We start from the raw sequence: 25,012 nt of genomic DNA on the forward strand, positions 1-25,012 counted from the left end.
CCCTAGGCCGATTCCGGCGCCGGGACCGGGCCGGAAGCCGGAACCGGTCCGGAATCCGGACCAGGCACCGAGGCCGGAGCCATGGCCGGAGTCGAGGCCGGGATCGGAGCCGGAGCCGTGGGTTCCGGCCAGCCGGCCCGCCACTCGGCACGCCGTCCCCACACCTCGGCCCACCCCTTCCCGACCAGCGACCGCACCCACACCCCGAGCCCGATCAGCGCGAGCCCGACCCGGCCCCGGAGCGGCGACCACCGCAGCCGGACGAACGTCACCTTGCCGCGCAGCACCATCACCCGCTTGACGGTCTGGCTCGACGACGCCCCGTTCTCGTGCACGACGGTCGCACCGGCGACCAGCACCGGACCCCGGCCGAGCAGGCCGGCGCGGTAGCTGAGGTCGACGTCCTCGGAGTACATGAAGAACCGGGGGTCGAAGCCGCCGAGCCGCTCGAACAGCGCCCGCTCGAGCAGCATGACGCAGCCGGAGGCAGCCGGGGCCGGCCCGCCGACCGCGCGGTCGGGCCCGGCGCACTCCTCGGGGTTGAACAGCCGGGAGCGCCGGAACACCGAGGACAGGCCGGTGGCGAAGCACAGGTAGCCCCACAGCGTCGGCAGGCCGAAGACGGAGCGGCCGTCGTCGGAGCCGTCCCGGCGCAGCGTGCGGCCGGCGTAGATGCCCGGCTCCGGGTGGGCGATGGCGTGGTGCAGGAGCGCGCCGACCGGGTCGCCGACCGGTTCGGTGTCCGGGTTGAGCAGCATCAGGTAGGGCGTCCGGACCCGTGCGGCCGCGAGGTTCACGGCCCGGGCGAAGCCGAGGTTCTCCTCCGACCGAACAAGATCAATTTTCGGGTACGCCGCCTCGATCGCCTCAGCCGTCCCGTCCCCCGAGGCGTTGTCCACCACGATCACGGGGCACTCGGGCGGCAGCCCGGCGAGGCACGTCAGGATGAGCTCCCGCGTCCGGTACGCCACGAGAACCACGGTCACCGCGTCCACACCCGGCGTGCCGTCCCCGCCCCGGGCCGCCACAGCCTGCGGGCCCTCGGTGGCCGTCACCGGGCCACCTCCCACGTCGTCGGGGTCGTCCGGCGGCGGCGCTCGGCGGCCACGGTGATCGCCACGTAGCACAGCGCGGCAGGCCACAGCCACGGTCGGGGCGCGGCGAGCCTCAGCCACGCCGTCCGGCTGCCGGTCGCGCCCTGCTGGGCGGTGCCGGCCCGGACGCGGGACAGCCGGCCGACCAGCTCGGCCGTGCCGCGCGCGGTGTCCACGACGCTGTCGCCGTCCGCGACGGCCTTCTCGGCGTCGGTGAACAGCCGGTCGAGGAACAGGTCGTCGGCGATGATTTCCTGCGCGCTCGCGTCCGCGGCAAGGCCGGCCTGTGGCGCTCGCGCGGCAAGGCCACCGAACGTGTCGAACCGGGCCCGACCGGCTTCGCTGACCGCGACCACGCCCCGGCCGAACAGCGCCCGCCGGTAGAGGGGGAGCCGGGCCTGGATGGCGAAGTAGCCGCGCAGGGCCAGGGGGCGGCCGGCGACGGCGAGTTTCCGGCGCAGGGTCGCGGCGTACACCCGAGGGTCGTCGAAGGCTCTGATCAGGGCGGCGATGCCCTCGGCGGTGACCTGCACGTCGGCGTCGAGGTAGATCCGGGGGAAACCGGTCGCGGCGGCGTCGCCGGCGTTGAGGGCCGCGGCCTTGGACGCCTCGGCGAGTTCGATCACCCGGACCCCGGCGGCGCGGGCCACCTCGGCGGTGTCGTCGGCGCAGCCGTTGGCGATCACGGTGACGTCCAGGCCGGCGAGCCGCGGCAACAGTCGGGCCAGGCCGGCGGCGTCGTTGTGCGCGGGGATCAGAATCGAGCAGCCGCCCGCGCCGGAACCCGCCACGGTGTTCGACCCGTCCGGCTCCGTCGCCGGGCACCCGTCCTCGGTCGCTACCACGGCGCCTTCCCCGTCAGGGTCCTCCGGATCCTCCGGAACACCGACCTGCGGGTCTTCCGCCAGCCGAAGTAGTCACGCAGGTCCAGCGAGGCGGTCTGGGCGACCACCGCCGAGCGCTTCATCTGCGCCGTCCAGTCCGCGAGGGTGTTCACCCCGGTCGTCTTGGCCGACAGCGGGAGCCGGGCGCGCAGCTCCTCGTCGTTCGTGTACACGGTGTGCGGGCTGCGCGGGTCGTCCATGTGGTCCTCGGGGATGAACGGGAAATACCACCCGTTGACCCAGCCGGCCCGCGCGGCATCCAGACACCAGCTCGTGAACGAGTGCCCGTCGGTCAGCGGCCCCACGCCCTCCAGTACCGCGCGCTTGGCCAGGTAACCGGAGCCCTGCACCCAGTGGTTGCGCAGCAGCTGGTGGCCGCCCGCGTACTCGACGGTCTTTTTCGAGGCCAGCTCGGGGCGGTAGTCCTCCTCGAGGAACCGCCAGCTGCAGATCACGCCGAACTCCGGCACGTCCTCGTGCGCGGTGCGCAATTTCTCGATCCATCCGGGCGATACGAGGCAATCGTCATCCACTTTGGACAGATAAGAGCCGTCGGACTCGGCCCACAGCCAGTTCGTGGGGATCCGCAGTCCGACGTTGTCCGGGCTGTGGTGGAACCGGGCCACTTTCGGGTGCTCGGCGTACTCCCGGGTCACCGCGAGCGTCTCCTCGTGCCCGCCGTTGTGCCAGAGCCACACCCGGTCGTCCGGTCCGCACGTCTCCAGCAGCCTGGGCAGCGAGAGCCGGACGTACTCCGGCCGCTCGTAGGTGATCATCAGGATGTCAGTACCGGTCATGAGCTCTCCCCGACCCGCTGATCCGCCAGAGCGCCCCGACGGCGCCCAGCAGCAGCCCGAGCGTCACCACGAAGGTGGTGAAGAACAGGGCATCGAACGTGAACGCCGAAAACGTGAAGGCGGCCAGACCGCCGACCAGGCAGGCGGACAGGTGCCGGTCGGACTCCCGGGCGGCGCGCCGCCAGACCGCGATCCCCTGGCCCATGCCGGTGAAGAACAGCGCCACCAGGCCGAGCACGCCGATGACGCCCGAGCTGACCAGGGTCAACAGCCACTGGTTGTCCAGCAGGAAGTACTGCTCCGGGATGAACGTGCCCGTGCCCCGGCCCAGCCACGGCCGCTCGAAGATCAGCGGGAACACCCGGGCGTAGTCGTCGGTGCGGCCCGACAGGCTCGGGTCGTTCTCCGAGTGGAAGAACAGGGCGCGCAGGGTGCCCAGCAGGCCCGGTCTGATCACGCTGAACGCGGCGGTGGTGGCCAGGGTCGCCAGCCCGATCGTGATCCGGCGCTTCCACGGCCACGCGATCCCGACGACGAGCATCGAGATGAACAGGGCCAGGATGCCCGTCCGCGACAGGGCCAGCGGGATCGCGCAGGCGCTGATCACCGTGGCGACCGCGATCAGTTGGCGCTCCAGCGACCGGACCGCGTACCGGCTGAAGTGCAGGCCGAGCGGCACCACCACGGCGGCGACGAGCGTACTGAACTCGATGTAGTGGCCAACGGTGCCGGCCACCCGGACCAGCCCGCCGGAACCCCGGTTGGAGAAGCCGACCGGCGGAGCCTGGAACACCAGGCCGGGCGGCTGAATGTAGATCGTGATGTCCTTGCGCAGCGCGAACTGCAGGATGCCGACGATGGACATGAACACCCCGGACCAGAACAGCACCCGCAGCATCAGCCCGAGCTGGCGCCGGCTGCGCAGCCCGTCCGCCGCCATCAGCGCGACCCCGATCAGGGCCCCGGCGGCGAGCATGGTCCGGTCGGCGTTGTTGGACTCCAGCACGCTGAGTCCACGCAGCTCGCCGGAGATGTAGGAGGCCGCCAGGGTGAGGAAGTACGCCAGCAGGCCCCAGCGCATCGGCTGCCGGCCCGCCACCACGTGGTCGGGATGCAGGTGCGCCAGCAGCCACAGCAGCATCAGGCCGAGGGCCAGCAGGGTGCCCGGCCGGCCGATGCTGGTCAGGCCCGGCACGATGACGCGTGCGGGCAGCCAGTAGATGAGGAAGACGACGGCGGACAGCAGACCGACCGGGTTGGCGGCGATCCGGACGAGGGCCTGCCCGGACGACCGCGGAGTCACGCTGAGTGGCTCCGACGATCGCGGGGCCGCACTGAGGGGTACGGACGTCATGTCAGTGCTGCGGCGGGCCATCTGGCGCACTCGGGCCGGCGTTCTGCCCGGCCTGCCGCACGGTCGGCTCGTCCTCCGCTGAGATCACGCTCAGCACCATGGTGTCGGCGCTGGTGATCGACTTGGCCTTGGCGTCCCGCGCGCTGAACAGGCTGGAGTGCACGGTGGTCTGCCCGGCGGGCACCACGGCCCGGACCGCGCCGCGCACCATCTTCTCCCTGCGGCGGCGGATCATCGTGATCAGCGCGTCGACGATGATGGTGAAGACGATGGTGATCAGGAAGCCGACGCCGGCGATGCCGATCTGGGCGCGGCGGACCCCGGTGGTCACGGGCGTGACGGTGCCGGCGCCGTCCAGGGTCTCCGTGTTGATCTTCAACGTGGGCTGTTCGGCGAACGCCTTCTGCTTGTCGTTGATCTCGTTGGTGATCTTCTTGAGCACCCACTGCACGGTGGCCTGCGCCTTGCCGGTGCTCTTCGAGGTCACCGAGGCCTCGATGATCGCGCTCCGGGTGACGATCTTCAGCGTGTACCCGGGCTCCACGCCCTGGGTCGCCGCCTCCTGGCGGACCTTCTGGCTCTCCAGGATGATCGTGACCGCCTGGGCCATCTGCACCGGGCCGAGCTCCGCCCACGGGTTACCGGGCGGGGCCTGCTTGCCGGCGGGCACGGGCGCGGCCTTGCCGTTCGGCGGCACGAGGAGCAGCGAGCCGGTCGCGGTGAACTCCGGCTTCACGTAGTTCGACGTCTGCAGCGTCGCCACGGCCGTGATCAGCAGAAGTGGGATGAACACGAACCAGCGGCGCAGAAGGAGCCGACCGATGTCCCAAAGATCCATAATGGGGCCTCACGAAGTTTCTGCGCGTGCACGCCCAGTGGTGACCTGGTCGTGTGGAGCTGGGCGGGGAGCGGGCACCTTATCGGCACCGTACCGTGCCAGTAACCTATCCCACAGGGCGATGTAGCGGGACGCCTGATGTTCCCAGGCGAGCTCCTCGACAAAGCGGGACCTACCTAAACCGGACATCGTGGCACGCCGTTCCGGGTCGGACAACAGTTCGTCGAGCGCGGCCGCCAGTTCCTTCGGCGCGCCCGTCGGCACGTACACGGCAGCTTCCGCCGCGCTGCGCCGGGTCTCGATCAGGTCCACGGCGACGACCGGCACCCCGCGACCGAGATATTCCACGGTCTTCGCCATCGTGGACCGCTCGGCGTGCGGGGTCGGCGGGTCGGGCTGCAGCGCCACGGTCGCCCGGGAGAGCAGCTCGTCCACCTCCTCCGGGCCCAGCCAGCCGGTGAACTCGACGACGTCGTCGAGGCCCTGGGCGGTGCTGAGCGCCTTCAGGTCGGCCAGGCACTCGCCGTCCCCGGCGATGACCATCCGCCAGTCGGAGCGGACGTGCCGGAGTTCGGCGGCGGCGAGCACCGCGGCGTCGACGCCGTCCTGGGCGCCGAGGACGCCGAGGTACACAATGGTGTGTTTATCTGATTTATGGACAGGTCGGACAGTGATCTCGCCGGCGGCCGGCCCGTTGCGGACCACCGTGATCCGGTCGGGCCGCACGCGCCCCCGGTCGATCGCCATCTGCTTGTACGACTCGTTCGTCGACACCACGGCCGACGCGCACCGCAGCGACAGCCACTCCAGCAGCCGGAGCACCCGGTGCACCGCGCCGGTCGGGTTGCCGCCCCGGCTCTCGTACACCTCGGGGGACAGGTCGTGGTGGTCGAAGACGAAGGGTTTGCCCAGGGCGCGCATCGCCAGGGCCAGCGGCCAGAACACGTCCGGCGGGTTGCACGCCTGCGCCGCCCGGGCCCGCTGGAACAGCACGGCCTGGGCGAGGCGGAGCGCGATCCAGAAGAAGGACCAGGCGAACTCGACTGCGAAGGACAGCAGCCCACCACCGGCGAACGGCTGCGGGTAGGCCAGGATCCGGGTGTCGGCGGTGCCCGGGACGACCCGGAGACCCCTGGTTCCCCGGGGGCAGATCACCGAGACCCGGTAGCCGGCGCCCTCCAGCGCGCGGCACTCCCGGATCACCCGGCGGTCACGCTCGACCGGCAGGTTGGCCACGGCGATCACCACGTGCGGCCTGGACATCAGCGGGCCACCGAGCGGTCGAAGATGACCTGGACGGTCTTGAGCAGGATCTTCAGGTCGAACCACAGCGACTTGTTGCGGACGTAGATGACGTCGAGCTCCAGGGCGGCCTTGTAGTCCACCGTGGACCGCCCGCTCACCTGCCACAAACCGGTCATTCCGGGCCGGGCGGCGAACCGCTGCTCCGCCCCGGGCGGGAACAACGCCGCCTCCCACTCCAGCACCGGCCGCGGGCCCACCAGGGACATCTCGCCCTTGAGGACGTTCCACAGCTGGGGCAGCTCATCCAGGCTGGTCCGCCGCAGGAACGCCCCGATCGGGGTGATCCGGGCGTCCTTGGTGAGCTTGAAGACCCCCTCCTCGCCGCCATGCGCGGCCTTCTCGGAGGTGAGCATGCTCGACACGTACTCCCGGTGCTGCCGGTCGTCGTTGTTGTGGCTCATCGTGCGGAACTTGATGACCGGGAACTCCTCCCGGTGCAGCCCGAGCCGGCTCTGTCGGAACAGCACCGGACCCGGACTCGTCGCCTTCACCGCGATGGCCACGGCGATCAGCAACGGGGACAGCAGAAACAGCAGCACGATCGCCGCCGCGGCCTCGACGAGCTGACGCGCGCTCATCCCCCGCGGTGCGATGCGTAGTACCGCCTGCTCGACGCTCATCCTCGCAGCGCCCCCGTAAGGGCGGCGGACACGTACTCCACCTGGGCCTCCGTCATGGTCGGGAACAACGGCAGGGACAACAGCTCACGAGCGGCCGACTCGGCGACGGGCGCGTGCGCGGCCACGTTGTACGCGGGCTGCTGGTGACACGGGATCGGGTAGTGCACGCCGGTCTGGATCTCCTTGCGGTCCAGTTCGGCGCGGACGGCGTCCCGGTCGGCGACCCGCACGACCAGGAGGTGCCAGGCGGAGGTGACCCCGTCGGGCGGCTCAACGATCATCCCACCGAGCTTGTTGCGGTAGAGGTCGACGATGTCATCCTTCTGGGCGTTCCATCCGTCCAGAAGGGGGAGTTTGAGGGACAGGATCCCGGCCTGCATCGCGTCCAGCCGGCTGTTGATGCCGATCTCCGCGTGCCGGTAGTGGTCCCCGCCGGCCCTGCCGTGGTTGGCCAGGGTGCGGATCCGCTCGGCGAGCGCCGGGTCGTCGGTCACGACCGCGCCGCCGTCGCCCCACGCGCCGAGGTTCTTGCCCGGGTAGAAGCTGAAGCAGGCCGCGACGCCGAACGAGCCGGCCCGCCGGCCCTCCCAGGTCGCGCCATGCGCCTGCGCCGCGTCCTCGACGACGACGAGGCCGTGCGCGTTGGCGAAGGCCAGAATCGGCTCAGGAAGGACAATGTGCCCATAGAGGTGTACGAGCAGGACCGCCTTCGTCCGCTCCGTCCGCCCGGCGTCGAGTGTGTCCGGTGTGACCTGCAGGTGCACCGGGTCGACGTCCACGAACACCGGGGTGGCCCCGGCGGCGGACACGGCGGCGGCGCTGGCGATGAACGTGTTCGCCGGGACCAGCACCTCGTCGCCCGGGCCTACGCCCAGCGCCCGCAGGGTCAGGACGATCGCGTCGGTGCCGTTGGCGACGCCGACGGCGTGCTCGACCCCGCAGTACGCCGCCCAGGCGCTCTCGAACTCCGCGACGTGCCGGCCGCCGATGAACGCCGACGTGCCGGCGAGCTCCCGGACCAGCTCGAGGACCCGGTCCTCGATCGGGGCGTGCATCGCCCGCAGGTCCATGAAGGGAACCTTCATGCCTTCGTAACCTCCAGCAGTTCGACCGTGCGACCGGTCTGGATGGATTCGTTCGCGGCTTCCAGGACCCGGACGACCGCCAGGCCGGCGTAACCGTCCGTCTTCGGGCGGGCCCCGGTCCGGATGCACTCGACGAAGTGCTTGTCCTCGCTCATCAGCGGCTCGGTGAACGCGATGTGCGGGGAGACGATGCCGCCGTACCGGTAGGTCATCGGCACCGCGCCGTCGTTGGTGGGCTGGGCCTGGACGCCCTTGTCGTAGATGCGCAGCCGGCCCTCGTCGAGCATGTCGTCGTACACGGCCATCCGCTGGCTGCCGACCACGGTGGTCTGACGCACCTTGGAGGGGTGCAACCAGCTGACGTGCAGGTTGGCCGTTGCGCCGATGGTGCCGTAGTCCAGCCGCAGATACGCTACGTCCTCAAAAGGTGACCCAGCGTGCTTGGAGCCGAAGGCTGTAACGGAAGTGGGCTCCGCGTCGAGAACAGTGTTGATGATGGAGATGTCGTGCGGGGCCAGATCCCAGACGACGTTGACGTCGGGCTGGTAGAGGCCGAGGTTCAGTCGAGCGGAGTCGAGGTAGTAGATGGAGCCCAGTTCGCCGGAGGCCACCAGGTCCCGCAGCGCGATCACCGCGGCGTTGTAGGCGAAGGTGTGCCCGGTCATGAGCGTCAGGCCGCCGGCCTCGGCGAGCGCGATGAGCTCCAGCGCCTCGGCGGTCGACGCCGTCATCGGCTTCTCGACGAGCACGTGCTTGCCGGCCGCGAGCAGCCGCTTCGCGATCGGGCCGTGGGTGCGGGGCGGGGTCGCGACGATGGCCGCGTCCACCAGGTCCAGCGCCTCGTCGAGTTCCGAGACGCACAGCACGCCGGGGAACTGCTGCTGGAGCTGCTTGAGCTGGTCCTCGCGGCGGTCGATCGCCACGACCAGATCGACGTCCGGAATCTGCGTGAGGACGCGGAGGTGCTTCGCTCCCCAGTACCCGCAACCGATGACACCAACGCGCATTACCAGATCTCCCCAGGCTCGCTACTAAACGTATATGACCGGTCACATAGGTTGTCGGGAAAGCTTCCCGGTTGGGCTGGCACCCGCGCAAGTGGAGTACCGGTCAGAGCTGGTGTCGCCTTCCTTACTTCCGCGTAGCGGAAGAAAATAGTGCTGGGACTAATCCGATAAGCGCGTTTTATTACTTACTCCCTCATCGGATTGAGTCGTCATATGATCCGATGTGGACGGCTTGCGCGGCTTATATGACACTTGCCGGATTCAGCCAATAGTCATGAGTTGATGACACCTGTTCGACATGACCCGAAACTGACCCTCACGCAGCGCAGTGGTGAACTCTGCTGCCGATAGGCTGGCCGGGTGCTGTTCACGCCACTCGCCCCCGCCGGGGCATACCTCATCACGCCCGAGCCCGTCGGTGACCACCGGGGCCTGTTCGCCAGGGTGTTCTGCGCCGACGAGTTCGCCGAACACGGCCTGGCCACGGTGTACGTGCAGGGCAGCGTCGCCACCAATCCCCGCGCCGGCACCCTGCGCGGCATGCACTGGCAGGTCGCGCCGCACGCCGAGGTGAAGCTCGTCCGGGTCACGGCCGGCGCGATCTGGGACGTGGTCGTCGACGTCCGCCCCGACTCGGCGACGTACCTGGAGCACGCGGCCGTCGAGCTGTCCGCCGCCAACCGCGCGACACTCTACGTGCCCGCTGGCTTTGCGCATGGTTACATCACGCTCACCGACGACGTCGAGATCACCTACCAGATGTCCGAGAGGTACGCCCCGGACGCCTACCGGGGCGCGCGGTGGGACGACCCGGCGTTCGGGATCGAGTGGCCGCGCGAGCCGACCGTGATCGCCGACCGGGACGCGACCTACCCGGACTTCGTCCGCTAGCCGGCCCGGCCTGCCGGGAGGCCCGGCCCGGGCAGGTCAGACCCTGGCCGGGGTCAGCCGCAGCTTCCGGCCGAGCCGGCCCAGGATGTCCCGCGCCTTGGAGTCCAGCACGATCAGCAGCCCCCCGGCGACCAGCACGGCCACCGTCCCCTGCAACAGCACCGCCACCGCGGGCGGCAGGTGCCGGTCCACGGCGTCGATGAGCGCGGCCACCCCGAACCCGACCACCCCGGCCAGCGCGGCCGGCAGCGTCGGTCCCAGGGCCGGCCACAGCGGCACCTGGAGCACCCGGTGCAGCGTCCACCACAGCGCGGCGGCCACTACGACCACCTCGGAGACCAGCGTGGTCAGGGCGATCCCGAACACCTGCTCGGCCACCGTCATGCTGTCGGCGAAGTGCCCCACGACCGCGTAGCCGACCAGGGAGAGGCCGGCCTGGCTCCAGACCACCACGGACAGCGTTCCGGGCCTCCCGGCCGCCTGGAGGGCCGGGCCGAGCAGGACGCCGTAGACGTTGACCGCGCCGACCAGGCAGAGCAGTTGCAGTGCGTTGGCCGCGGGCGACCAGGCCGGGCCGAGGAACACCATGAACGGGTGCGCGATCCCGGCCAGGATGCCGAGCGCCGGCAGGCCGAGCAGCGCCCCGAGGTGCTGGAGCGCGCCGAGCCGGGCCGCGAACGCCGGTTTGTCGTCCTGCAACCGCGACAACTCGGGCAGGGACACCTGTTGCAGGGACCGGGCGGCCACGTCCACCAGGGTCTCCGACAGTCGGGAGGCCAGCCGGAGCAGACCGACGGCGACGGCGCCGAAGTAGTACCCGGTGATCAGGACGTAGCCCCGGGTACCGATCAGCAGGCCCACGCTGGCCAGCGCCGACCGGGACGAGAAGCTCCACAGCTCGCGGGCCGGGCCGACCCGGGGCCGGCTCGGCCGCCAGTCGGTCCGCGCCCACAGCACGGCCACCCCGACCGCGGCCGTGATCAGCTGCTGGGCGACGAGGGCCCAGACCCCGTACCCCGCGAACGCCATCCCGACGCCCACGACGCCGCCGAGCATGACCGAGGACAGCGACCGCATCGTCAGGGTCTTGAACTGCAGCTCCCGGCGGAGCAGCGCCTCCGGGATCAGGGACAGCGCGAGCAGCGGTAGCAGCGGAGTGAGCGCCAGGCAGACCCCGGTCAGGGACTTGGAGTGCGCCGCGCTGGCGTAGAGCGGGGTGACCGCCGCCAGGCCGAGGGCGAGCACGACGCTGAGGACCAGGAGCAGCCAGAACGCGGCGTTCAGGTGCTCGTCGCGCAGCTCGGACCGCTGGATGATCGCGGCCATCAGGCCCTGTTGGAGCACGGCCTGCACGAGGTTGACGAGCACCAGGGCCAGGGTGAGCACGCCGAGCGCCGCCGGGCCCAGGAGCCGGGCCAGCAGCAGCATCACGATCATGGTCACGGCGAGGCGTCCGCCGGTGAGGATGTAGGACCAGCCGACGGCGCTCTTCACCGGACGAATCTCCTTTTGAGTCTGCTGAGCCGGTCCTTGGTCTTGCGCGCGTTCCAGTTCAGCGTCCAGGCCACCGCCGAGGCGGGGTCGATCGCGAGCAGCGCCCGCGCCGTCTCCGCCTGCATCCGCAGCCTCGGCGCGCGGGCCCTGGCCGGGCCGTCCGGGTTCCACCACCGGGCCAGGTCCGCCAGTTTGCGCTCTGGGGCCAGGGCCGTGGAGTCCTCGTGCACCCGGCGGAAGAACAGTTCTTCGGGCACCTCGTGGAACTCGCCCAGCGCGGCCAGCTCCGCGAGCATCGTGTAGTCGCTGGAGACGTAGGTGCGGAGGATCCCGGTGCGCCGGAGGGCTGCCGTGCGGATCACGCCGTACATCGGGTTCACCAGGCTGATCTTGCGGGCGTAGCGGGCCACCCGCCGCCACGGCGACGGTGCGCGCAGGTCGAGGAAGTCGCGGTGCGAACGGGTCCGTTCGCCGGCCCCGTCGATCAGGACCGTGCGCGGGTAGGCGAGCACGGCCCCCGGCGCGGCGTCCAGGGCGTCGACGCAGCGGCTGAGCATCGTCGGGGCGCACATGTCGTCGTACCCGGTCCACTTGAACAGCTCGCCCTCGGCGAGCGCCACGACCCGGTTGAAGTTGTGCACGCCGCCGATGTTGCGGTCGGTCCTGGTGTAGCGGATCCGGTCGTCCCCGAACGACCTGACGATCTCCGGTGTGCTGTCGGTGGAGCAGTTGTCGCTGATCAGGAGCTCGAAGTCGTCGTAGTCCTGGGCGAGCAGCGCCGCGATGGTCTCCGCGACGTACTTCTCGCCGTTGTACACGGGCATCCCGACGGTCAACCTCATGCGCCCGCCTCGCTGCGCTCGCCGGCCGCATGAGGCACGTCGCCGCTGTGTCCCTGATTCACTCGCTGGCGCTCGCTCATGCGACCAGCACCTCGCAGGTGACGCCCAGCTCCGCGACGGACCTTTCGATCTCCTTCTGGTACGCCGGGTTCGTGATGATCACGACATCGGTGTCCGGGGGGAGGCTCGACGGCGGGTCGACCCGGTGCCCGGTTGCCAGGAAACGACCGTGTTTGCCCGGGTTCAGGTCGACGACGGTCATGGCGTGCCCGGGGTCCACGGTGGCCAGGAAGGTCAGGCCCCGGGCCCCGGCACCCCACAGCGCCGGCCTGTGGTGGGCCTTGACCACGCCCTGCCACCGGTCGATCAGCGCGCCGAACCGGTCGCCGAAGTTCTGCGCGACCGCACGCTGGTGGTCGTTGTCCAACGGCCCGCAGTCGACGCAGGCCTCGGCCCTCTCCGCCCCGGGATGGGTGCTGACCTCGACATACAGGTACTGGTCGTGGAACGTCAGCCCGTAGTTCGTCACCGTGAACCCGGCCCGCTCGCACATCGCGACCAGGGACCCGGCGTGGAAGTACTGCGCGTGCGGGTAGATCACGTCCCAACCGGCCGCGCCCAGGTCGTAGCCGGCGTCGGGGACCTCGAAGTAGCCCCGGCCGTCGGTGACGCTCCGGAGCTGGCGCAGCAGGCCGAGCGGGTCGGCGACGTGTTCGAGGACGTGCCGGGCGACGACGAGGTCGTAGGCCCCGGCCCCGGGGGTCCAGGAGCCGGCGTTGAGCGTGTAGCCGCCCAGGGTGGTGGGCTCCGGCACGTGCCGGCTCCAACCGGTCCGCTCGCCGGGCAGCAGCTCGAGCAGCTCGCCCTCGCCGCAGCCCAGTTCCAGGGTGCGGGTCGGCAGCGCCCGGCCGAGCACCCGTTCGGCCACCCCCGCCACGTGCGCGCGGTACGACGCGGAGGACAGCATGCCGTTGTCGAACAGCCCGTCGGTGGCCCGGAGGTCCTCGGTGAAGGCCCGGTTGACGACGTGCGCGCAGCTCGGGCAGTACCACAGGTCCATCCGGCCCAGGACGGGGTCGGTCGGGGGCTCGGGCCAGGTCATCCCGCAGGTGGCCGGGAACAGCCCCAGGTCGGCGCACGGTGTGAGGCCGAGGGCCCCACAGGCCTCGCAGGTCAGCTCGGAGGTGTGCTGCCGGGTCACGACGCGGGGCGCAGGTCGGGTCCCAGCAGGCCGCTGTCGAGCAGCTCCCGGATCCGGGCGATCCGCTGGTACTTCACGCCCGCGAACTCCTCGGCCGTCAGCCCGTGCTCCCGGTACGCCGCGACGAGCTGCGCGATGCCGGTCGGCACGGTCCACCGCGGCTGGAACCCGGGAATCTCGTTCTTGATCCGCTCACAGTCGACCCGGTAGTCGCGCTTGTCGGAGGACGCGCCCTCGGCGAAGCTGACCACGCTGCCCTCCACGGCCGCGCCGACCAGCTCGGCGACCTCGCGGATCCGGTAGTTCTCGCTGGTCAGGCCCACGTTGTACGCGCGGTCCCTGATCAGGTCCTCGTCGGCCTCGAGCAGGGCCACGAACGCGCGGGCGATGTCCTCGCAGTGCACCAGGGGTCGCCACGGGGTGCCGTCGGACTGGAGCAGCACCTTGCCGGTGGTCACGGCGTGCGCGACGAGGTTGTTCACCACGATGTCGCCGCGCAGCCGGGGGGAGACCCCGTAGGCGGTGGCGTTGCGCAGGTAGGTGGGCACGAAGTCGGCGTCGGCGAGCTTGGAGATCTCCTGCTCGGCCAGCACCTTGGACTCGCCGTACGGGGTCACCGGGTAGAACCCGGCGTCCTCGGTGACCGGGGCGTCGCCGCCGGCGCCGTACAGGCTGCAGGAGGACGAGAACAGGAAACGGCGGACACCGGCGGCCTTGGCGGCGGCGGCGAGCCGGACCGAGGCGTGCTGGTTGATGTCATATGTGATCTGAGGGGACAGGTTGCCCAGCGGGTCGTTGGACAGCGCCGCCAGGTGCAGGACGGCGTCGAAGCCCTCGCAGTGCGCCGGCGTGACGTCGCGGATGTCCACCTCGACGGAGGGCACCTCGTCGACCTCCGAGCCCAGCAGGCAGGATGCGAAGAAGTCGGTGTCCAGGCCAACCACGTCGTGCCCGGCTTCTTTGAGCAGGGGTGTGAGGACACTTCCGATGTATCCGTGGTGACCGGTGACGAGCACGCGCATGTTCTTTGACCCCCAGGCCCCAGGCAGAGTGATACGCCGCGACTGTAAGCGATAAGTATTGTGTCCCATACCCTCTGACGGGTTTTTTACTGACCCCTGGACCGCACGTGTGGAGAGATCATTGACTAGCCCGGTGATCGTGCCTGAGTGCCGTCTGTGCGGCGCCGATTTGACCGAAACCTTCGTCAATCTGGGGATGTCCCCCCTGTGCGAGTCTTTTCTCGCTGCGGACAAACTTGATGAAAGAGAATCATTCTACCCGCTGCATGTCCGGGTCTGCCCGAGTTGCCTGCTCGTCCAGCTGCCGGCGTATGTGGCCGGCGAGGACATCTTCTCCGACTACGCCTACTTCTCCTCCTACTCGGATTCGTGGGTCGCGCACGCCAAGAACTACGCCGACTCGATGGCCGAGACCCTCGGGCTGGACGAGAACAGCCTGGTCACCGAGGTGGCCAGCAACGACGGCTACCTGCTGCAGCACTTCGTCGCGCGCGGGATCCCGGTCGTCGGGGTCGAGCCGGCGGCCAACGTCGCCGAGGTCGCCCGCGCCAAGGGCATCCGCACCGAGGTCGAGTTCCTCGGCCCGGAGACCGGCGCCGCCGTGGCGGCGAAGCACGGCCGGGCCGACCTGGTCTGCGGCAACAACGTCTATGCGCACATCCCGGACATCACGGGCTTCACGAAGGGGCTCGCCGCCCTGGTGAAGGAGACCGGGCTGGTCACGCTGGAGTTCCCGCACCTGCTGCGGCTGATCGAACGCCGGCAGTACGACACGATCTACCACGAGCACTACCAGTACTACACGCTCCTCACCGCCCAGCGCGCGCTCGCCAGCGGCGGCCTGCACCTGGTCGACGTCGAGGAGCTCGACACGCACGGCGGGTCGCTGAGAGTTCACGCCCGGCTCACCGAACAGCCGCTCTCGCAGCGCGCCCAGGACCTCCTCGCGCGCGAGGCTGAGGCCGGCCTGCACGACGTCGCCGGCCACAAGGGCTTCGCGGCGGAGGTCGACAAGGTGAAGTTCGACCTGCTGGACTTCCTGATCACCGCGCGGCGCGAGGGCAAGACGGTCGTCGGCTACGGGGCTCCGGGCAAGGGCAACACCCTGCTCAACCAGTGCGGCATCCGCGAGGACCTGCTGGCCTACACCGTGGACCGCAGCCCGCACAAACACGGGAAGTTCCTCCCCGGTACCCATATCCCGATCTTCGCTCCGGATCGCATCGAAAAGGACCGACCGGACTATGTCCTCGTCCTGCCCTGGAACCTGAAGATCGAGCTGGACGCCCAGTTGGCATACGTGCGCGACTGGGGCGGCAAGCTCGTTTACCCGATCCCGACCCTGGAAGTGTCGTGAAGGTAGTCCTGTTCTGCGGTGGTTACGGGATGCGGATGCGCGACGGCACGTCCGACGCCCCGAAGCCCATGGTGATGGTGGGCGACCGCCCGCTGCTCTGGCATGTGATGCGCTACTACGCGCATTTCGGGCACACCGACTTCGTCCTCTGCCTCGGCTACGGCGCGTCGGCGGTCAAGGACTTCTTCCTCAACTACGACGAGACCCGGTCGAACGACTTCACCCTGTCCGAGGGCGGCCGGAAGATCGAGTTGGCCTCCAGCGACATCGAGGACTGGACGATCACGTTCGTCGACACCGGGCTGAAGGCCACGATCGGTGAGCGACTGCTCGCGGTGCGCAAGCATGTCGAGGGCGAGGAGATGTTCCTGGCCAACTACGCCGACACCCTCACCGACGCGCCGCTGCCGGAGATCATCGAGCGGGTCCGGGCCACCGGGGCCCAGGCCTCGCTGCTGGCCGTGCCGCCGCAGTCCTCGCACCACATGGTCGAGTTCACCGCCGAGGGGCACGTCGAGCGGCTGCGCCCGATGCGCGAGATGCTCGCCTACGAGAATGGCGGCTACTTCGTCCTGCGGCCCAGCGTCTTCGACGTGCTGCACGAGGGCGAAGAGCTGGTCGTGGAGGCGTTCGCGCGGCTGGCGGAGCGCAAGGAGCTGCTGGCGTACCCGTATCACGGGTTCTGGTGTCCGGCCGACACGCTCAAGGAGCGGGCCGAGCTCGAAGCCCTCTACAACCACGGCACCGCGCCGTGGATGCTGTGGGACGAGCTGCACGGCGCCGACCGGGGGTCTGATGGCTCGGCTTGAGGCCGTCGAGCGGCTGACGCTGCTCGGCGCGCACCCGGACGACATCGAGATCGCGGCCGGCGGACTGCTGCTGTCGCTGAACCCCAAGACCGTCCATTATGTACTACTGACCGGGTCCCCGGCCCGGCTCGCCGAGGCCAGGGCCGCCGCCGCGGCGTTCCTGCCCGGCGCGGAGATCACGTTCGCGTTCTCGGCGCTGCCCGACGGCCGGCTGCCGGCGCACTGGGCGGAGGCCAAGGCCGCCGTGCAGGCCGCGGCCACGGTGCCGGCCGACCTGGTGCTCGCCCCGTCGCTCTACGACGCGCACCAGGACCACCGGCTGCTCGCCGAGCTGGCCCCGACCGCGTTCCGCGACGCCCAGATCCTGCACTACGAGATCCCGAAGTGGGACGGGGACCTGGGCCGGCCCAACGTGTACGTGCCGCTGACCGACGACGTCGCGCGCCGCAAGGTCGAGCTGCTGCACAAGTGCTACCCGTCCCAGCACGCCCGGGACTGGTGGGACGACGAGTTCTTCCTGGCCCTGGCCCGACTGCGCGGGGCGGAGTGCCGCCGCCGGTACGCCGAGGCCTTCACCGTCTCGAAGATGACTCTGGTAGTTGAGTGACACAACGTGGTCGAGTGACCACCGAACGAAGTGAGGCGCGTCTCGTGATTCAGGAATCCGCCGACATCGACGAGGGCGTGACGATCGGTGCCGGCACCCGGGTCTGGCACCTCGCCCAGATCCGGACCGGGGCGGTGGTCGGCGCGGACTGCAACATCGGCCGGGGCGCGTACATCGGGCCGGGCGTGACGATCGGCGACCGGTGCAAGGTGCACAACTACGCCATGGTGTTCGAGCCGGCCTTGGTCGAGGACGGCGTGTTCCTCGGTCCGGGCGTGATCCTGACCAACGACAGGTATCCCCGGTCGATCGACCTCGACGGCGAGCTGAAGAACGCCGACGACTGGCACGCCGACCCTGTGACGGTACGGACCGGGGCCTCGGTCGGGGCCCGCAGCGTGGTGGTCGCCGGTGTGGAGATCGGGAGTTACGCCCTGGTCGGGGCGGGGTCCGTGGTGACGAAGGACGTGCCGGCGTTCGCTCTCGTGGTCGGTAACCCGGCCCGGTGGATCGGGTGGGTCGGCCGGTCCGGAGAGCGGCTCGTCGCCGACGGCGCGCGGTGGAAGTGCCCGGCCACCGGCGAGGTGTTCGTGGCGGTCGACGGCGTGCTCGCGCCAGCGACGCCCGACACCGTCGTCCGGCCGTCCCTCGGCTTCGACGGTGCGACCTCGGCCGCCGGTTCTCCGGTCGGCGACGGTTCGGGCGGTGTCGCGTGAAGGTCGCCCTGTTCGGCTCCAACGGCGAGGCCCGCAACCGCGGCGTCGCCGCCCTGGCCACCGCCACGGCCACCGGCATCCTCAGCAGGGTGCCCGACGCCGAGGTGACCTGGTACGACGACGGCTGGGGCGTGCGCCCCGACCCCAAGCTGCCCGGCGTCACCCGGGTCGGCGCGCGCCTGACCCGGCGCTACCACCGCCCAGAGTCCTACCACCATATGGCCGTGTCCGCCGCGCTCGGCGGCATCGCCAACCCGGGGGCCGCCCGGCTGAACGCCGCAGACGCCGTCCTGGACACCTCGGGTGGGGACAGCTTCACCGACCTGTACAGCCCGGTGCGCTGGCGGCTCGTCAACTGGCCCAAGAAGCTCGCCGTGGCCCGCAGCCGCCCGCTGATCTTCCTGCCCCAGACGTACGGCCCGTTCCACGGCGACGCCACCCGGCGCGAGGCCCGCGATCTGGTCCTCGCCGCCGCCGGGGCCTGGGCCCGCGATCCGGACAGCTTCGCCCGACTCAAGGAACTCGTCGGGGGCGGCTTCGACCCGGCCAAGCACCGCCAGGGCGTGGACGTCGCGTTCGCGCTGCCCACCCGGCCGTTCGAGTCCGAGGAACTGGAGGCCTGGCTGGCGCTCGGCGGCGGCGACGTCGCCGTCCTCAACGTGTCCGGTCTGCTCCTCGACCCGGCCGAGACGCGCTTCGGGCTGTCGGCCGACCTCGTGAAGGTCGTCGAGGTGCTCACCCGCAAACTCCTCGACGACGGCGCGCGGCTGCTGTTCGTGCCGCACGTGTCCACCCCCGGGGCGCGGGACGACGACGACGCGATCACCCAGACCCTGGTGTCGCGGCTGTCGAAGGAGTACGGCCCCGAGCGGGTCACCGCCGCGCCCGCCGGCCTGGACTGTCAGGAGTCCAAGTGGCTGATCGCGCGGGGCGACTGGTTGTGCGGAATGCGGATGCACGCCACGATCGCGGCGCTCTCCTCCGGGGTACCGGCGGCCTGCGTCGCCTATTCGGACAAGGCCCGGGGCGTGTTCGCCACCGCCGGCCAGGGCCACCGGGTGGCCGACGCCCGCACCCTGGACACCGACACCCTGCTGTCGGAGCTGTGGGACTCGTGGACGGCCCGCGCGGCCACCCGCGAGGAACTCGTCACCGGCTCGGCGCGGGCCCGGACCGCCGCCGGGCAGCAGCTCGACGACCTGGTGGAGCTGATCCGTGCGCAGCATTGAGGATGTGGCGGCGCGGAAGATGTGCACGGGGTGCGGGGTGTGCGCGTACATGGCGCCGGAGTCCTACCGGATGGTGGACGTCCTCGCGGAGGGCCGCCGGCCGCTGCCGATCCGGCCGGTCGACCGGGGCCCGGGGCCGGAGGCTCCGGGCCGCGCGCCCCGCGAGGCCGACGCGCTGCGGGCCTGCCCCGGGGTCGGGCTCACCGCCGTCGCCGACGACCGCCCGCAGCTCGACGGCTGGGGACCGGTCCTCGGCATGTGGGAGGGCTACGCGGCTCCCGAGTCGCTGCGGTACGCCGCCTCCTCCGGCGGGGCCGCCACTGCCCTCGCCGGGTTCTGCCTCGAACACCGGGGCTTCGGCGGGGTGCTGCACACCGGCGCCCGCGCCGACATCCCCTACCTCAACGAGGTCAAGTTCAGCCGCACCCAGGCTGAGCTGCTCGAACACGTCGGCTCCCGGTACGCGCCCGCCAGCCCCGCCGAGGGCCTCGGCCTCGTCGAGGACGCCGACGCGCCGAGCGTGTTCATCGGCAAGCCCTGCGACGTGGCCGCCTCGCACAAGGCCCGCGCGCTGCGCCCTGGCCTGGACGCCAAGCTCGGTCTCACCATCGCCATCTTCTGCGCCGGCACGCCCTCAACGCGCGGGACACTGGAGCTGATCAAGGCCCTGGGCTCCGATCCCGAGCAGCTCAAGTCCCTGCACTACCGGGGAGAGGGCTGGCCCGGCGAAGCCCGCGCCGAACCCGGCGAACGCCAGCTCAGCTACGACGCCTCCTGGGGCGGCATCCTGGAGAAGCACCGGCAGTGGCGCTGCTACCTGTGCGCCGACCACACCGGCGAGTTCGCCGACGTGTCCGTGGGCGACCCGTGGCACCGCCCGACGGCCGGGGACCCGGGCCGGTCGCTGATCGTGGCCAGGACCGCGCGGGGCGTGGAGATCGTGCTCGCGGCCATCGCGGCCGGGGTGCTCGTCGCCGAAGCGGTGCCGTATGACCGGTTGCCGGCTTCGCAGGCCGGTTTGTTGAAGGTGCGCGGGGCGGTGTGGGGGCGGACCGTGGCGCTGCGGTTGTCGGGGCTGCCCGCGCCCCGGTATCGCGGTCTGCCGATGTTCGGGATCTGGCTGCGGAAGCTGACCGTCAAGGACAAGCTCAGGTCCACTGTGGGGACTGTGCGGCGGATCGGGCGGCGGGGGCTGCGTCAGCGGTCCGTTGTCGAGGAGTATCGGCCTTAATAGTGGCTGTGCCGTGGCCTTGGCTGTGGCCCGGCAGGGCGTGCGGAGCGCGCCCTGCCGGCGAGCGGACGCCGGGCTGGACCCGGACCCACCCCGTTGCCGGTGCGCGCGGGGAGCCCCGCGAGGCCCCCGCCGATGGACACCGGGTCGGGGACCTCTCGTAACCGTATGAAGCTTTCAGGGTTTCGGGGCCGCGAGCAGGTTGAGCAGGAACGCCACGGTGTGCGGGTCGCCCGGGCGGCGGCCGTCCAGCAGCTCCGCCACGTACGAGGGGCGCACCAGGTCCGGCAGGCCGTCGAGCAGGCCGCGGTTCGCGCGCCAGTGGTCGACGACCAGCCGGGACAGCAGGGGAGCGCCGAGCGGGGACCGGCGGCTGCCGGCGACCCGCTGGGCCACCTTGCCGACGGCCTTGCGGGCCGTGGCCCGCCAGTTGCCCCGGCCCTTGGCGAGCTGATTGGGGCTGCGGCCGCTGTCGAGGCGGATCACGGCCAGTTCGAGGTCGAGCTCGCGCATGATGGCGGCGAGCAGCCGGGAGTCGCGCTTGTCCGCCGGGTCGGCGGCGCGGGCCAGTTCGATGAAGCGGCGGTCGAACATCGGGTTCAGGAACACCCGGTCGACGGCGGCGACCGTGCCGTGCACCCCGCCCCAGCGCTGCATCCGCTGCCACAGGTAGAACTCGTCCAGCGAGCGCAGCCACTGGTCGCCGTAGCTCGTCAGCTGAGCCGTGACCAGGCCGATCGTGTACTTCTCCGCGGCCTCAGTGAATTCCGGCACCAGCGCGTCGCGGTCCACGGCCTCGTTGGTGAACAGCCGCCACCGGGCGAAACGCTCCGCCAGGTGCGCCGTGGTCGCGCCCGAGGGCTGCGCGCCGTAGTAGAAGCCGCGGGCCACCTCGCCGCCGAGGCCGGACAGCCGGCGGCCCTGCGGGAGCTGGCTCTCCGCCGCCGACAGCGGGGCGAGCGCGAGCGGGTTGGCCGAGCAGTCCAGGCGCAGGGCGGCGGCCGTGGCCAGCGCGTGGCCTTCGGCGGCGGACAGGCCGGTCAGCGAGCTGGTGTCGAAAACCTGGTGCACCATCTTGTACCGGGCCGACAGCGCCCCGGCGATCGGCGCGTCCCGCCCACCCTGCGAGTCCAGGGTCAGGGTGTGCAGCCCGCGCCGCCGGTTGCTTGGGATCGCGCCGAGCAGGATCCGCGAGTCGTGCCCACCGGTCAGCTGCAGCACCGGATCCTCGTGCTCGTCCAGGTACCGCACCAGCCACTCCCGCAGCAGCCCCGCGGCCTCCACGGCGGTCGCCTGCCGGCCCCGGGGCTCCTCGGTACGGTCGATGTCGTAGCGGACCAGCTCCACCGTGCCCCGGTGCAGCCGCGCGTAGTGCCCGGCGGGCACCTTCGACACCCCGGCGAACGGGGTCGCGTCGCCGAGCTGCCAGCCGAGGAGGCTCTGCACGCCCAGCGCGTCGTGGTCGAGGCCGGCGCCGGCCACCCCGGCCAGGGCGGGGGCGCTCGTGCTGATGCCGGCGACGCCGGAGCCCTGCCACCAATACACCTGGCGGAAGCCCAGGTAGTCGGTCACCGCGACGACCGGCTCGGTCTCCGCCGCACGGTGCGCCGCGGCGAACGGGGGCGTGACCAGGCCGAACGCCTCCGGGCCCGTCACGAGCCAGCCGGCAACGTCGGCCGGGGTGACGTCGCCGTGCGCGGCGCGGGGCTCGCGGTTCAGCAGGACGGTGAAGCCGCCCTGGGCGAGGCTGCCGTCGGGCAGCTCGACGCGGTCGGGGACGGACGGATCGGCATGACTGACCGCGAGAAGGTGCACGCGCTCATCCTGCCCGGTGCGTTCCCCGCCTGTCAGTCGGGTAACGGTCAGGCTTTCCCGGGCCGTTCGGGTCACACCTTCGCGAGCTGCTCTGCGACTTTCGGGGCGAGCTGGGCGACGGTGGCCTTGGCGATCGCCTCGTTCTCGACGGAGTAGTGGAACGACGCGACCATGTCCATGCCGGCCGCCTTCCGACCCACGAAGACGGCGCATTCGCTCTTCTGGTGGCCGGACGGGATGAAGGAGACGGTCAGGCAGTAGCCGTAGCTCGCGGTGGTGCCGGGCAGCTCAGGGAGCACCACGTCCGACGAGTAGTCGACACTGCGGTCCACGATCGGTGTGGTGGCTTTCCAGCCGTGACACTTCTCCGGAATGGTCTTTCGGATCTCGTCGATGACCTGCACGGCGGTCGTGTCCTGGAACCCGGCGGTCGCGCTGAGAGCCCACGGGCCCTCCCCGGAGGTCCAGACCCGCACGTTTCGGCCGGTGATCGACGAATCAGTGCTCAGCCCCGGGTGACACTCGACGAGTAGTCCCTGGTAGACCCGCTCGGTTTCCGGCTCGCTCTTTCCTGGGAACGAGATCGCGGTGAGGGCGTCCTCCGGGAGCAGGGCCTTCTTCGTCATCGCGTACATCTCGGGGTCGGTCAGCTTCGTGGCGCTCGGGCTGGGAGCACTGGTGCTCGGCGCGGCGGCCGGCTTCTTCTCCGGGGCGGACCCGCACGCTGTCGCGGCGGTGGCGAGGAGCAGGGCGGTCAGGGTGAGGGCTACCCGACGGGGCATGCGGAATTCCGTTTCACAGGGGAGCGTGTGCCGGAGCAACCTAACCCATGCGCTGCGAGGATGGGAACGTGATTCCCACTGTGCTGCTGCACGCGTTCCCGCTGTCCTCGGCCATGTTCGCCGCCGTCGACCTGCCCGGCCTGATCGCCCCCGACCTGGCCGGCTTCGGCACCTCGGCCGTCCCCGACGCGCCCCCGGGCATGTCGGCCCTGGCCGCCGACGTCGTCGCCGAACTCGACCGGCGCGGGCTCGACCGGGTGGTCCTCGGTGGCGTGTCCATGGGAGGTTACGTCGCGATGGCGGTGGTTCGGGAGTACCCGGAAAGGGTCGGCGCTCTGATTCTCGCCGACACCAAGGCCGGCGCCGACGCTCCCGACGCCGCGGCGAACCGGCTGCGGATGGCCGAGTCGGTGCTGGCCGGGGGCGACGACACCGACGTGCTCGCTGCCCGGATGCTGGCCCCCGGGTCCCCGGTCCTCGCCGAGGTCCAGGCGGGGGTACGCGCCGCGCGCCCCGAAGCCGTCGCCTGGGCCCAGCGCGCGATGGCGGCCCGACCCGACTCCTTCGACACGTTGCGGCAGGTCACCGTGCCGACCCTGGTGATCGTGGGGGAGTTGGACTCCACGACCCCGCCGGCGGAGGCGCGCCTGATCGCCGAAGCGGTACCGGGCGCCCGGCTCGTCACCATCCCTGGCTCCGGGCACCTGCCGCCCTGGGAACGTCCCGCCGAGTTCACCGCCGCCGTCCGGGAGTTCATGGGGGGCTTGCCGGCGGGCGCTAGGCTCGGCGCATGACGGGCGAGGAACCGACGCACCCCACCGCACCGGGCGAGCCTGCCGAGGCTCTCGAAGAGCTGGCCGAGGCCGCCGAGCACGCCGCCGAGGAGGTCTCCCGGTTCGGTACGCCGGGCAAGCCCTTCTCCCGCTCGCCCTTCCTCACCGGGCTGGTCGGCGGCGCCGGCCTGATCACGGCGTACGTGGCCTACCAGGCCGTCGTCAACGTCTGGTCCATGCTCCTGTTGATCTTCGTGGCGGCGTTCCTGGCCGTCGGGCTCAACCCGGCCGTCGTCAAGCTCCGCGCCTGGGGCCTCAACCGGGGCCTGGCTGTCGCGATCGTCGGGCTGGCCATGGTGCTCGTCTTCTGCGGCGGCATCGCGGCCCTGATCCCGCCCCTCGTGCAGCAGGGCGACCAGGTGATCGGCAAGTTCCCCGACTACCTGCAACAGCTCACCCACAACCAGTGGCTGCACGACCTCGACAAGAAGTACGACATCATCACCAAGGTCAAGGAAGCCGCGACCGCCACGAATATCAGCAACCTGTTCGGCGGGGTGCTCGGCGGGGTCAGCACCCTGTTCGGCACCATGTTCAACGCCCTGATGACCGTGGTGCTGACGTTCTACTTCCTCGCGGCGTTCGACCGGCTCAAGTCCGGCGCGTACAAGCTGGTGCCCGCCTCGCGCCGGGTGCGCGCCGAGCGGCTGGGCGACGAGATCCTCGCCAAGGTCGGCGGGTACATGATCGGGGCGATCGGGATCGCGGCCGTCGCCGGGGTCGCGTCCTACATCTTCATGCTGATCGTCGGCATCCCCTACGCGTACGCCCTCGCGCTCCTCGTCGCCATCCTCGACCTCATCCCGCAGGTCGGCGCCACCCTCGGCGCGGTCATCGTGTGCATCGTCGGCTTCGCGGCCGGCTCCGTGGGCGTCGGCATCGCCTGTGTGGTGTTCTTCGTGGTCTATCAGCAACTGGAGAACTGGATCATCTACCCCAAGGTGATGAACCGGGCCGTGGCGGTGACCGACCTCGCCGCGATCATCGGGGTACTGGTCGGCGTCGCCCTGTTGGGGGTTGTCGGCGCGCTGATCGCGGTACCGGCGGTGGCGGCGATGCAGCTGATCATCCGTGAGGTGGCCATGCCCCGCCAGGACCAGTGCTGACCCCCTGAGCCCCCGCGCCCCGGGCTGACGCCTCCGGCTGCGGTCATGGTCGTGGCGATGGCATGCGGGCGGCGGTCGTGGAGATGGCCGGGA

Annotated in this window: 24 protein-coding genes; 9 read left to right on the top strand and 15 right to left on the bottom strand. The window is 70.9% G+C overall.

Going from position 1 to position 25,012, the window contains the following annotated elements:
- Nucleotides 1-2: 2 nt before the first annotated feature.
- From IW245_RS34950 to IW245_RS34990, 9 genes are read right to left on the bottom strand one after another with little or no spacing between them, the layout of a single operon-like run.
- Entirely contained in the window at nt 3-1,055 is a 1,053-nt protein-coding gene (locus IW245_RS34950; RefSeq protein WP_197007367.1) for a glycosyltransferase, read from the bottom strand.
- A complete protein-coding gene (locus tag IW245_RS34955) occupies nt 1,052-1,939 on the bottom strand; it encodes a glycosyltransferase family 2 protein (RefSeq protein WP_233473073.1) in 888 nt (295 codons plus the stop codon). Before IW245_RS34955 ends, IW245_RS34950 begins: the two co-directional genes overlap by 4 nt.
- Nucleotides 1,933-2,775, bottom strand: coding sequence for a glycosyltransferase family 2 protein (locus IW245_RS34960; RefSeq protein ID WP_197007368.1), 843 nt, complete (start codon nt 2,773-2,775; stop codon nt 1,933-1,935). Before IW245_RS34960 ends, IW245_RS34955 begins: the two co-directional genes overlap by 7 nt.
- Entirely contained in the window at nt 2,762-4,078 is a 1,317-nt protein-coding gene (locus IW245_RS34965; protein WP_197007369.1) for an O-antigen ligase family protein, read from the bottom strand. Before IW245_RS34965 ends, IW245_RS34960 begins: the two co-directional genes overlap by 14 nt.
- A gap of 52 nt (nt 4,079-4,130) precedes the next feature.
- Nucleotides 4,131-4,967, bottom strand: a complete 837-nt coding sequence (locus tag IW245_RS34970) for a YveK family protein (RefSeq protein ID WP_197007370.1) — start codon at nt 4,965-4,967, stop codon at nt 4,131-4,133.
- Between the two features lie 9 nt (nt 4,968-4,976).
- Nucleotides 4,977-6,230: a glycosyltransferase family 4 protein gene (locus IW245_RS34975; protein WP_197007371.1), complete on the bottom strand. Its 1,254-nt coding sequence runs from the start codon at nt 6,228-6,230 to the stop codon at nt 4,977-4,979.
- On the bottom strand, nt 6,230-6,892 hold the full coding sequence (locus IW245_RS34980) for a sugar transferase (RefSeq protein ID WP_197007372.1): 663 nt from the start codon (nt 6,890-6,892) through the stop codon (nt 6,230-6,232). Before IW245_RS34980 ends, IW245_RS34975 begins: the two co-directional genes overlap by 1 nt.
- Nucleotides 6,889-7,977, bottom strand: a complete 1,089-nt coding sequence (locus IW245_RS34985; RefSeq protein ID WP_197007373.1) for a DegT/DnrJ/EryC1/StrS family aminotransferase — start codon at nt 7,975-7,977, stop codon at nt 6,889-6,891. The genes IW245_RS34980 and IW245_RS34985 overlap by 4 nt, the downstream gene beginning before the upstream one ends.
- Nucleotides 7,974-8,984 carry a Gfo/Idh/MocA family protein gene (locus IW245_RS34990; RefSeq protein ID WP_197007374.1) on the bottom strand — a complete coding sequence of 337 codons (1,011 nt, stop codon included), beginning with the start codon at nt 8,982-8,984 and terminating at the stop codon, nt 7,974-7,976. The genes IW245_RS34985 and IW245_RS34990 overlap by 4 nt, the downstream gene beginning before the upstream one ends.
- Nucleotides 8,985-9,344: 360 nt before the next feature.
- On the opposite strand from IW245_RS34990, the gene IW245_RS34995 reads away from it, so the two are divergent.
- Nucleotides 9,345-9,875 (top strand): dTDP-4-dehydrorhamnose 3,5-epimerase family protein, encoded by a 531-nt coding sequence (locus tag IW245_RS34995; RefSeq protein ID WP_197007375.1) that lies wholly within the window; start codon nt 9,345-9,347, stop codon nt 9,873-9,875.
- A 36-nt stretch (nt 9,876-9,911) separates the two neighbouring features.
- Here IW245_RS34995 and IW245_RS35000 read toward each other — a convergent pair whose 3' ends face one another.
- From IW245_RS35000 to IW245_RS35015, 4 genes are all read right to left on the bottom strand, one after another.
- Entirely contained in the window at nt 9,912-11,369 is a 1,458-nt protein-coding gene (locus IW245_RS35000) for an oligosaccharide flippase family protein (RefSeq protein WP_197007376.1), read from the bottom strand.
- On the bottom strand, nt 11,366-12,211 hold the full coding sequence (locus IW245_RS35005; protein ID WP_197007377.1) for a glycosyltransferase family 2 protein: 846 nt from the start codon (nt 12,209-12,211) through the stop codon (nt 11,366-11,368). Before IW245_RS35005 ends, IW245_RS35000 begins: the two co-directional genes overlap by 4 nt.
- Nucleotides 12,212-12,287: 76 nt before the next feature.
- Nucleotides 12,288-13,412: a class I SAM-dependent methyltransferase gene (locus IW245_RS35010; protein WP_197007378.1), complete on the bottom strand. Its 1,125-nt coding sequence runs from the start codon at nt 13,410-13,412 to the stop codon at nt 12,288-12,290.
- Complete coding sequence (locus IW245_RS35015) at nt 13,409-14,434, bottom strand: NAD-dependent epimerase/dehydratase family protein (RefSeq protein WP_197007379.1); 1,026 nt, start codon at nt 14,432-14,434, stop codon at nt 13,409-13,411. The genes IW245_RS35010 and IW245_RS35015 overlap by 4 nt, the downstream gene beginning before the upstream one ends.
- Nucleotides 14,435-14,573: 139 nt before the next feature.
- Between IW245_RS35015 and IW245_RS35020 the strand changes: the two genes are divergently transcribed.
- From IW245_RS35020 to IW245_RS35045, 6 genes are read left to right on the top strand one after another with little or no spacing between them, the layout of a single operon-like run.
- Entirely contained in the window at nt 14,574-15,791 is a 1,218-nt protein-coding gene (locus IW245_RS35020) for a class I SAM-dependent methyltransferase (RefSeq protein ID WP_197007380.1), read from the top strand.
- Complete coding sequence (locus IW245_RS35025; RefSeq protein WP_197007381.1) at nt 15,788-16,600, top strand: sugar phosphate nucleotidyltransferase; 813 nt, start codon at nt 15,788-15,790, stop codon at nt 16,598-16,600. The genes IW245_RS35020 and IW245_RS35025 overlap by 4 nt, the downstream gene beginning before the upstream one ends.
- Nucleotides 16,587-17,207: a PIG-L deacetylase family protein gene (locus IW245_RS35030; RefSeq protein ID WP_197007382.1), complete on the top strand. Its 621-nt coding sequence runs from the start codon at nt 16,587-16,589 to the stop codon at nt 17,205-17,207. Before IW245_RS35025 ends, IW245_RS35030 begins: the two co-directional genes overlap by 14 nt.
- Before the next feature lie 14 nt (nt 17,208-17,221).
- The gene (locus tag IW245_RS42490) at nt 17,222-17,923 is read left to right on the top strand and encodes an acyltransferase (RefSeq protein WP_197007383.1); all 702 of its coding nucleotides are present in this window, start codon (nt 17,222-17,224) and stop codon (nt 17,921-17,923) included.
- Nucleotides 17,920-19,152: a polysaccharide pyruvyl transferase family protein gene (locus IW245_RS35040; protein WP_197007384.1), complete on the top strand. Its 1,233-nt coding sequence runs from the start codon at nt 17,920-17,922 to the stop codon at nt 19,150-19,152. Before IW245_RS42490 ends, IW245_RS35040 begins: the two co-directional genes overlap by 4 nt.
- Nucleotides 19,139-20,383: a Coenzyme F420 hydrogenase/dehydrogenase, beta subunit C-terminal domain gene (locus tag IW245_RS35045; protein WP_197007385.1), complete on the top strand. Its 1,245-nt coding sequence runs from the start codon at nt 19,139-19,141 to the stop codon at nt 20,381-20,383. Before IW245_RS35040 ends, IW245_RS35045 begins: the two co-directional genes overlap by 14 nt.
- 177 nt (nt 20,384-20,560) lie before the next feature.
- On the opposite strand, the gene IW245_RS35050 is transcribed toward IW245_RS35045, so the two are convergent.
- A complete protein-coding gene (locus IW245_RS35050) occupies nt 20,561-22,198 on the bottom strand; it encodes an asparagine synthetase B family protein (RefSeq protein ID WP_197007386.1) in 1,638 nt (545 codons plus the stop codon).
- 71 nt (nt 22,199-22,269) lie between these two features.
- On the bottom strand, nt 22,270-22,980 hold the full coding sequence (locus tag IW245_RS35055; RefSeq protein WP_197007387.1) for a hypothetical protein: 711 nt from the start codon (nt 22,978-22,980) through the stop codon (nt 22,270-22,272).
- Nucleotides 22,981-23,048: 68 nt separating this feature from the next.
- Between IW245_RS35055 and IW245_RS35060 the strand changes: the two genes are divergently transcribed.
- Both IW245_RS35060 and IW245_RS35065 read left to right on the top strand, forming a co-directional pair.
- Nucleotides 23,049-23,774 carry an alpha/beta fold hydrolase gene (locus IW245_RS35060; protein ID WP_233473072.1) on the top strand — a complete coding sequence of 242 codons (726 nt, stop codon included), beginning with the start codon at nt 23,049-23,051 and terminating at the stop codon, nt 23,772-23,774.
- Entirely contained in the window at nt 23,771-24,919 is a 1,149-nt protein-coding gene (locus IW245_RS35065) for an AI-2E family transporter (protein WP_197007389.1), read from the top strand. Before IW245_RS35060 ends, IW245_RS35065 begins: the two co-directional genes overlap by 4 nt.
- Nucleotides 24,920-25,012: the final 93 nt, after the last annotated feature.

The organism is Longispora fulva (genome assembly GCF_015751905.1).
GTDB lineage: Bacteria > Actinomycetota > Actinomycetes > Mycobacteriales > Micromonosporaceae > Longispora > Longispora fulva.

What these genes read in the sequence shown, in the direction of transcription:
- IW245_RS35005 (WP_197007377.1), bottom strand. Translation starts at nt 12,211, where the DNA reads ATGAGGTTGACCGTCGGGATGCCCGTGTACAACGGCGAGAAGTACGTC.
- IW245_RS34960 (WP_197007368.1), bottom strand. Translation starts at nt 2,775, where the DNA reads ATGACCGGTACTGACATCCTGATGATCACCTACGAGCGGCCGGAGTAC.
- IW245_RS34980 (WP_197007372.1), bottom strand. Translation starts at nt 6,892, where the DNA reads ATGAGCGTCGAGCAGGCGGTACTACGCATCGCACCGCGGGGGATGAGC.
- IW245_RS34970 (WP_197007370.1), bottom strand. Translation starts at nt 4,967, where the DNA reads ATGGATCTTTGGGACATCGGTCGGCTCCTTCTGCGCCGCTGGTTCGTG.
- IW245_RS34975 (WP_197007371.1), bottom strand. Translation starts at nt 6,230, where the DNA reads ATGTCCAGGCCGCACGTGGTGATCGCCGTGGCCAACCTGCCGGTCGAG.
- IW245_RS35065 (WP_197007389.1), top strand. Translation starts at nt 23,771, where the DNA reads ATGACGGGCGAGGAACCGACGCACCCCACCGCACCGGGCGAGCCTGCC.
- IW245_RS35015 (WP_197007379.1), bottom strand. Translation starts at nt 14,434, where the DNA reads ATGCGCGTGCTCGTCACCGGTCACCACGGATACATCGGAAGTGTCCTC.
- IW245_RS35030 (WP_197007382.1), top strand. Translation starts at nt 16,587, where the DNA reads ATGGCTCGGCTTGAGGCCGTCGAGCGGCTGACGCTGCTCGGCGCGCAC.
- IW245_RS34985 (WP_197007373.1), bottom strand. Translation starts at nt 7,977, where the DNA reads ATGAAGGTTCCCTTCATGGACCTGCGGGCGATGCACGCCCCGATCGAG.
- IW245_RS34990 (WP_197007374.1), bottom strand. Translation starts at nt 8,984, where the DNA reads ATGCGCGTTGGTGTCATCGGTTGCGGGTACTGGGGAGCGAAGCACCTC.
- IW245_RS35055 (WP_197007387.1), bottom strand. Translation starts at nt 22,980, where the DNA reads ATGCCCCGTCGGGTAGCCCTCACCCTGACCGCCCTGCTCCTCGCCACC.